Raw genomic sequence first — 6,372 nt, forward strand, 5'->3', positions numbered from 1 at the left:
TGGCAAGAGTGGAAGGTGCGGGACATCGAGACCGGCGAGGATTTGCCGGATCACCTGCGCTGGATTAAGTTCTCGGGAGTAAGCTGGACGCTGGACGGACAAGGATTTTTCTACAGCCGCTACGACGAACCGGCCCCCGGCAGCGAATACGAAAGCGCCAACTACTTCCAGAAGCTCTACTACCACCGCCTGGGCACCTCCCAGTCAGAAGATGTCTTGGTCTATCACCGCCCCGACCAAAAAGAGTGGGGCTTTGCCGGCGGGGTTACTGAAGATGGGAATTACCTCATCATCTCCGTCTGGCGGGGCACGGATCCCAAAAACCTCATCTTCTACAAAGACTTGCGGGATCCCCAGTCTCCTGTAGTAGAGCTCATCCGCGAGTTTGAGGCCGAATACAGCTTCGTGGGCAACGACGGATCCCGCTTTTGGCTGTTGACGGACTGCCAAGCTCCTCGGCGGCGACTGGTGGCGATTGACTTGGAGCAGCCCGACCAGGTGCAGGAGGTGATCCCCGAGGCGGAGGAGACCCTGCAGGGGGTTAGCTTGATCAACAATCAGTTTGTGGCCTTCTACCTCAAAGACGCCCACACCCAGATCAAGACCTTTGCTTTAGACGGTAGCTACCTGGGGGAAATTCCGCTGCCCGGGCTGGGATCCGCCAGCGGCTTTGGCGGCAAGCGCTACGACACCGAGACCTTCTACACCTTCACCAGCTTCACCACCCCACCCACCATCTACCGCTACGATTTCACCAGCGGCACCAGCACCCTGTTCCGTCAGCCCCAGGTGGATTTCGATCCCCAGGCCTACGAGGTGCAGCAGGTGTTCTACACCAGCAAAGATGGCACCCGCATCCCCATGTTTCTCGTCCACCGCCGTGGCCTGACTCGGACAGGGGATCACCCCACCCTGCTGTATGGCTACGGCGGCTTTGGCATCTCTCTTACCCCCAGCTTTTCAGTGGGTCTGGTGGCCTGGCTGGAAATGGGAGGGGTTTACGCCCAGCCCAATTTGCGCGGCGGCGGCGAGTACGGAGAAGAGTGGCACCAGGCGGGCACCAAGCTCAACAAGCAAAAGGTGTTCGACGACTTTATTGCCGCTGCCGAGTGGCTGATAGCCCATGGCTACACCAACCCCGCCAAGTTGGCCATCTCCGGCGGCAGCAACGGCGGCCTGCTGGTGGGGGCCTGCCTGGTTCAGAGGCCGGAGCTGTTTGCAGCGGCCCTGCCGGCAGTGGGGGTGTTCGACATGCTGCGCTTTCATAAGTTCACCATCGGCTGGGCCTGGATCTCCGAGTACGGATCCCCGGAGAACCCGGAGGAATTCAAGGCCCTCTACGCCTATTCCCCTCTGCACAACCTCAAGCCCGGCACTGCCTATCCCGCCACCCTGATCACCACCGCAGATCACGACGACCGGGTGGTGCCCGCCCACAGCTTCAAGTTTGCCGCTGCCCTGCAGGCAGCCCAGGGGGGATCCCAGCCCATCCTCATCCGCATCGACACCAAGGCAGGGCACGGGGCCGGCAAGCCCACCAGCAAGCTGATTGAGGAAGCTGCCGACCGCTGGGCCTTTTTGGTGCAGGTGCTAGGGATCCCCTGGGACGGAACGGGAAGTTAGCGAGCTCTAGGACCCAGGCCCACCCGACCGGCATAAACTGCCGCTTCCCCCAGCTCGTCTTCGATGCGCAGCAGTTGGTTGTACTTGGCAATGCGCTCGCTGCGGCAGAGGGATCCGGTTTTGATCTGCCCGGCACGGGTGGCCACCGCCAAGTCGGCAATGGTGGTGTCTTCCGTCTCGCCAGAGCGGTGGCTGATGATGGTGCGAAAGCCGGCTTGAACTGCCAATTGGATGGCCGAGACGGTCTCCGTCAGGGTGCCGATTTGGTTGGGCTTGATCAAAATGGCGTTGGCGGCGGCGCTGTCGATACCCTTTTGCAGGCGGGTCAGGTTGGTTACAAACAGGTCATCTCCCACCAGCTGTACCCGGGATCCCAGTTGAGCGGTCATGGCTTGCCAACCGGCCCAGTCTTCTTCCGCTAGCCCATCTTCAATGGAAAGGATGGGATAGTTGGCCAGCAGTTGCTGGTAGTAAGCCACCATATCAGCCGCGCTGTGGGCTTTGCCCTCAAAGTGATATTGCCCATCCTGCAGCAGCTCGTTGGCGGCCACATCCAAGGCCAAGGCGATATCTGCTCCCGGTTTGTAGCCTGCCTGTTCAATAGCCGTCATCAGCAGATCCAAAGCCGCCGCATTGGAGTCGAGATCAGGAGCAAACCCCCCTTCATCCCCCACACCGGTGGACAGCCCCTTCTGCTGCAGCACTTGTTTTAGTACCGCAAACACCTCAGCCCCGTAGCGCAGCGCCTCGCGAAAGCTGGCCGCTCCAATGGGCACAAGCATAAATTCTTGAATATCGACGTTGTTGTCGGCGTGGGCGCCGCCGTTGAGCACGTTCATCAGCGGCACCGGCAGCAGGTTGGCAAAGGGCCCCCCCAGGTATTTGTAAAGAGGCAAGCCCACTGCTTCCGCAGCCGCTTTGGCTGTCGCCAGAGAAACTGCCAAAATAGCGTTGGCCCCCAGGCGGGACTTGTTGGGGGTGCCGTCCAGGTCGATCAGCAACTGGTCAATACGGGCTTGGTTGAGGGCATCTTCTCCCTGCAGCTCCGACTGGATGGGGCCAAGGATGTTTTCCACCGCCCTCAGCACACCCTTACCGCCGTAGCGTTTGGGATCCCCGTCCCGCAGCTCATGGGCCTCGAAGGTACCGGTCGAGGCACCGCTGGGAACCTGCGCCAAGCCCGTTGCTCCATTGGCTAGACCCACCAGGGCTTCTAGGGTGGGACGCCCTCGCGAGTCGAGGATCTCATGGGCGGTAATCCACTCGATGGCCGTTTCCACAGTTACACCTCAGCAATTGGCTAGATAGCTCTGGCCAAAGCCAGATCCCCCCATAGACTAGTAGATTCTTGCCCGCGATCCGGTCAGCTTCCAGAAAACTTTAAGTCTGTCCTTCGGGCACAGAGATTCTTCAAGGCTGCAGCAGTAGATTGAACATAGGCCGGCCAGAGCTTCAACTAGCCGTCGAGCGGGGTTTGCCTGGGCAAGGTGCTACTCAGGAGGTGTTCTCCTCTTCCTTCTAGGCAAAGCGATGGCTCAGCCGCATCGGGTCGTGTACGGTGATCTTCTTCTTGTGAATGGAGATGTACTTCTTCTTGCGCAGCTCTCCCAACAGGCGGGTGATGGTGACGCGGGTTGAGCCAATGGCCTCGGCAATGGCCTGGTGAGACAGCTTGAGATCGATGGTGACCCCATCTGGGCCAGGCACCCCGAAATCGCGACAGAGAATCAACAAAAAGCTGACCAGACGGGATCCCATGTCGCGATGAGCCAGCGTCTCGATCATCATCTCCGTTTGCAAGATACGAGACGACAGGCTTTTAACCAGCAACATGGCCAGTTCGGCGTTCTCCTGCAAGGATTTTTCCACCTGCTCGATCGGCAGAGAGAGTAACTCGGTAGGTGTAAAAGCCACCGAGTGATAAAAGCGGTCGGAGCGCTGTCCCGTGATAAAGGAGAGCACGCCGAAGATGCTGTTTTCGCGTAGGAGGGCGACGGTGATTTCCTCCCCCATTTCGTAGACCCGCGAGAGCTTAACGGCTCCCTTCACCAAAAAGTAAACCCGCTCCGCCGGATCCCCTGGAAAAAAAATGGTCTTCCCGCGCTCAAACGTTTCGATAACCGGAGGATGGTGAGGGCCTCCCAATTGCTTGAAGGCTGTGATCAGAGATTTTTCCGCTACGGCCACCGCCATACTCATCAACCTTTTAAGGTCAGTTTATACCTAAGATCAACCTATTAAGATCAATCTAGAAGCATTAGGCTAGGTTGCGACCCCTTGACTTCAGAATCGATGATGATACCAAGATTTACCCTAAAGTAGAAGGTTCTGCCCAGGCATCTTTGTAGCACGTGCTACATTTTTGAGTCTCGTTTTTGCCCCAGAAAGGGATCCCCAACCGAAAGCAGGGGTTAGGATAAGAGCCATTGTCGCTGGGGGCTGCGCCAGCCCTTGGCGGTAGAGAGTGGAGTGGGTTGGAACATTCTATCTATCTATCTATCTATCTATGGGGATCCCAGAGGTTATCGTTGCTGCACCTTCTCAACTGAGCCGCCAGCATTTCACAGTGCGGATGCCGGATCCGGCCAATCACCTGCTGGAGGTGGAACTGCAGATCCAAGAGGTGGATCCAGAGGTGCCTTTGCGGCTGCGACTGCCGGTGTGGACGCCGGGATCCTACTTGGTGCGGGAGTATGCCCGTCATGTGCAGGAGTTTCAGGCGGCAACTGAGCAAGGGATCCCTTTGGCCTGGCGGAAGGTGGATAAGAATACCTGGCAAATCGATCCGCCGGGTTCTTCTGCCGTGAAGGTGTGCTACCGGGTCTATGCCTATGAGCTGACGGTGCGCACAAACCATCTGGATTTGACCCACGCCTATTTCAACGGGGCAGCGCTCTTTCTCTACGTGCCCGGTCGCGAGCGGGAACCTTACACCTTGACGGTGATCCCCCCCAAGCCGGATTGGCGCATCGCCACCAGTTTGCGGCCTTTGATCTCCTCTTCTGGGGATCCCGCTTCCGGCCAGTCTTTTGTGGCGGAGGACTATGACGAGCTGGTGGATAGCCCGGTGGAGGTGGGCCTGCATCGGATGCAATCGTTTGAGGTGGAAGGGATCCCGCATTACCTTGTGGTTTGGGGGTCGGGCACTCTGGATGTCGATCGGGCCGTTGCCGATGCCAAGGCCATTGTCGAAACCACAGCCGCATTTTTTGGTGGGCTACCCTACGACCGCTACTGGTTCATTGTGCATTTGTCGCCGGGAGGATTTGGTGGCCTTGAGCACAAGTACAGCACCACCCTTCTTTACTCTGGGCTGGAGCTGCATCAGCCGGAGTCCTATCGGCGCTTTTTGTCTTTGCTGGCCCACGAGTTGTTTCATGCCTGGAATGTCAAGCGTCTGCGTCCTCTGGCATTGGAAAAGATCGATTACAACCAGGAAAATTATCTGGAATGTCTGTGGTTTTGTGAGGGGGCGACCAGCTATTACGAAAACGTCATCTTATTGAGGGCAGGGATCCTCAGTGCCGGCGATTTTTTAAAAGTTCTTTCCGAACAGATTGGCCGCTTGCAGCGTACTCCGGGCCGGGCCGTGCAATCGCTGCGGGAGTCCAGCTTCGATACCTGGATCAAACTCTACCGCCCCCACGAAAACACCCTCAACAGCCAGGTTTCTTATTACTTAAAAGGGGCTTTGGTCTGTTGGCTGCTGGATCTGCACATTCGCCACCTTTCCGGCGGTCAGGGATCCCTGGATACGGCTTTGCAGGATCTGTGGCAGCGCTTTGGTCGGTCAGAGAAGGGCTACAGCGACCAAGACTTGCGGGAGGCGTTTGAGCGGGCAGCCGGTGCCGATCTTGGCCGGTTTTTCGCAGCCTATGTGGAAGGCACGGAAGAGCTAGACTACAACACTTACCTACACCCCTTTGGCCTCACCCTTAAAGCCCACTTCAGCCGCCCCAACCCCATCCCATACCTGGGCCTCAATTTCAACGGCGAGGGCAATCGCATCAGCACAGTGGAGATGGGATCCCCGGCGCAAAAAGCAGGCATCTGGGCCGGCGATGAGCTGGTGGCCCTGGATGGGTTCAGGGTGAGCGCTGCCAACTTGGCGGAACGCTTGACGGCCTATCAGCCCCACCAGATCATTTGTTTGAGCGTTTTTCAAGCCGATCAGTTGAAACATTTCTGGATCCCGTTGGATCCCCCTCGGCCCGATGTCTACACGTTGGAGGTGTTGCCTGAACTGACTCCTGCTCAAGAAGCCCTTCAGCAAGGCTGGCTGGGATCCCTTGTCGGCGCCCAGCTTCGGTCAGAGGCAGGTCCCCATCTGCTTGAAAATTCACCTATCTCCTCCTAGCATGTTGAGGCAAGCAGGTAATCCAGTTAACTGGAAAGAAAAGTAACAGCAGCAGAGGACAGGAGTATCTGATGGACTTAGTTTTGGTTTTATTGATTGGGGCAGCTGTTGGTTTCTCGGTAGGCATTTACGTTGCTCGCCAGTATGGGGCCAGTCCTAAACTGGAAATCTGGAAACGAGAGATTATCAGAGATATATCTTCGCAGCTAAGCCAACACAGCCAAGAACTCAACGACCCGGACAAAGCACTCATCAAGTTGAGCGAAGGATTGGTAGACAAGATTTCTCAAAAGTTACAGGAAAAGTTACAGGCCGTCCAAGCTACCCTTGAAGAGTTTAAATTTCGCCTTGCTGACAGCCAGCAAAGCTTGCTACAGGACTGGGGCAGAGAC

Annotated in this window: 5 protein-coding genes; 3 read left to right on the plus strand and 2 right to left on the minus strand. The window is 57.2% G+C overall.

The window, feature by feature from the left end:
- Positions 1–1,623: prolyl oligopeptidase family serine peptidase (locus NW820_RS08610; RefSeq protein ID WP_414407252.1), on the plus strand; the 1,623-nt coding region annotated here is incomplete at its 5' end.
- On the opposite strand, the gene eno is transcribed toward NW820_RS08610, so the two are convergent.
- Positions 1,620–2,903: a phosphopyruvate hydratase gene (gene eno / locus NW820_RS08615; RefSeq protein WP_011434092.1), complete on the minus strand. Its 1,284-nt coding sequence runs from the start codon at positions 2,901–2,903 to the stop codon at positions 1,620–1,622. The two genes, NW820_RS08610 and eno, sit on opposite strands and share 4 nt — an antisense overlap.
- 238 nt (positions 2,904–3,141) lie before the next feature.
- Complete coding sequence (gene ntcA, locus NW820_RS08620; protein WP_011434093.1) at positions 3,142–3,816, minus strand: global nitrogen regulator NtcA; 675 nt, start codon at positions 3,814–3,816, stop codon at positions 3,142–3,144.
- 313 nt (positions 3,817–4,129) lie between these two features.
- Between ntcA and NW820_RS08625 the strand changes: the two genes are divergently transcribed.
- Both NW820_RS08625 and NW820_RS08630 read left to right on the plus strand, forming a co-directional pair.
- Entirely contained in the window at positions 4,130–5,980 is a 1,851-nt protein-coding gene (locus tag NW820_RS08625) for a M61 family metallopeptidase (protein ID WP_414407253.1), read from the plus strand.
- A gap of 71 nt (positions 5,981–6,051) precedes the next feature.
- On the plus strand, positions 6,052–6,372 hold a 321-nt coding region (locus tag NW820_RS08630), incomplete at its 3' end, for a hypothetical protein (RefSeq protein ID WP_414407254.1).

The organism is Synechococcus sp. R55.7, from assembly GCF_047461955.1.
Lineage (GTDB): Bacteria > Cyanobacteriota > Cyanobacteriia > Thermostichales > Thermostichaceae > Thermostichus.

Bases quoted from the DNA above. Each gene is read 5' to 3' on its own strand.
- ntcA (WP_011434093.1), bottom strand. From the start codon at position 3,816: ATGGCGGTGGCCGTAGCGGAAAAATCTCTGATCACAGCCTTCAAGCAA.
- NW820_RS08625 (WP_414407253.1), top strand. From the start codon at position 4,130: ATGGGGATCCCAGAGGTTATCGTTGCTGCACCTTCTCAACTGAGCCGC.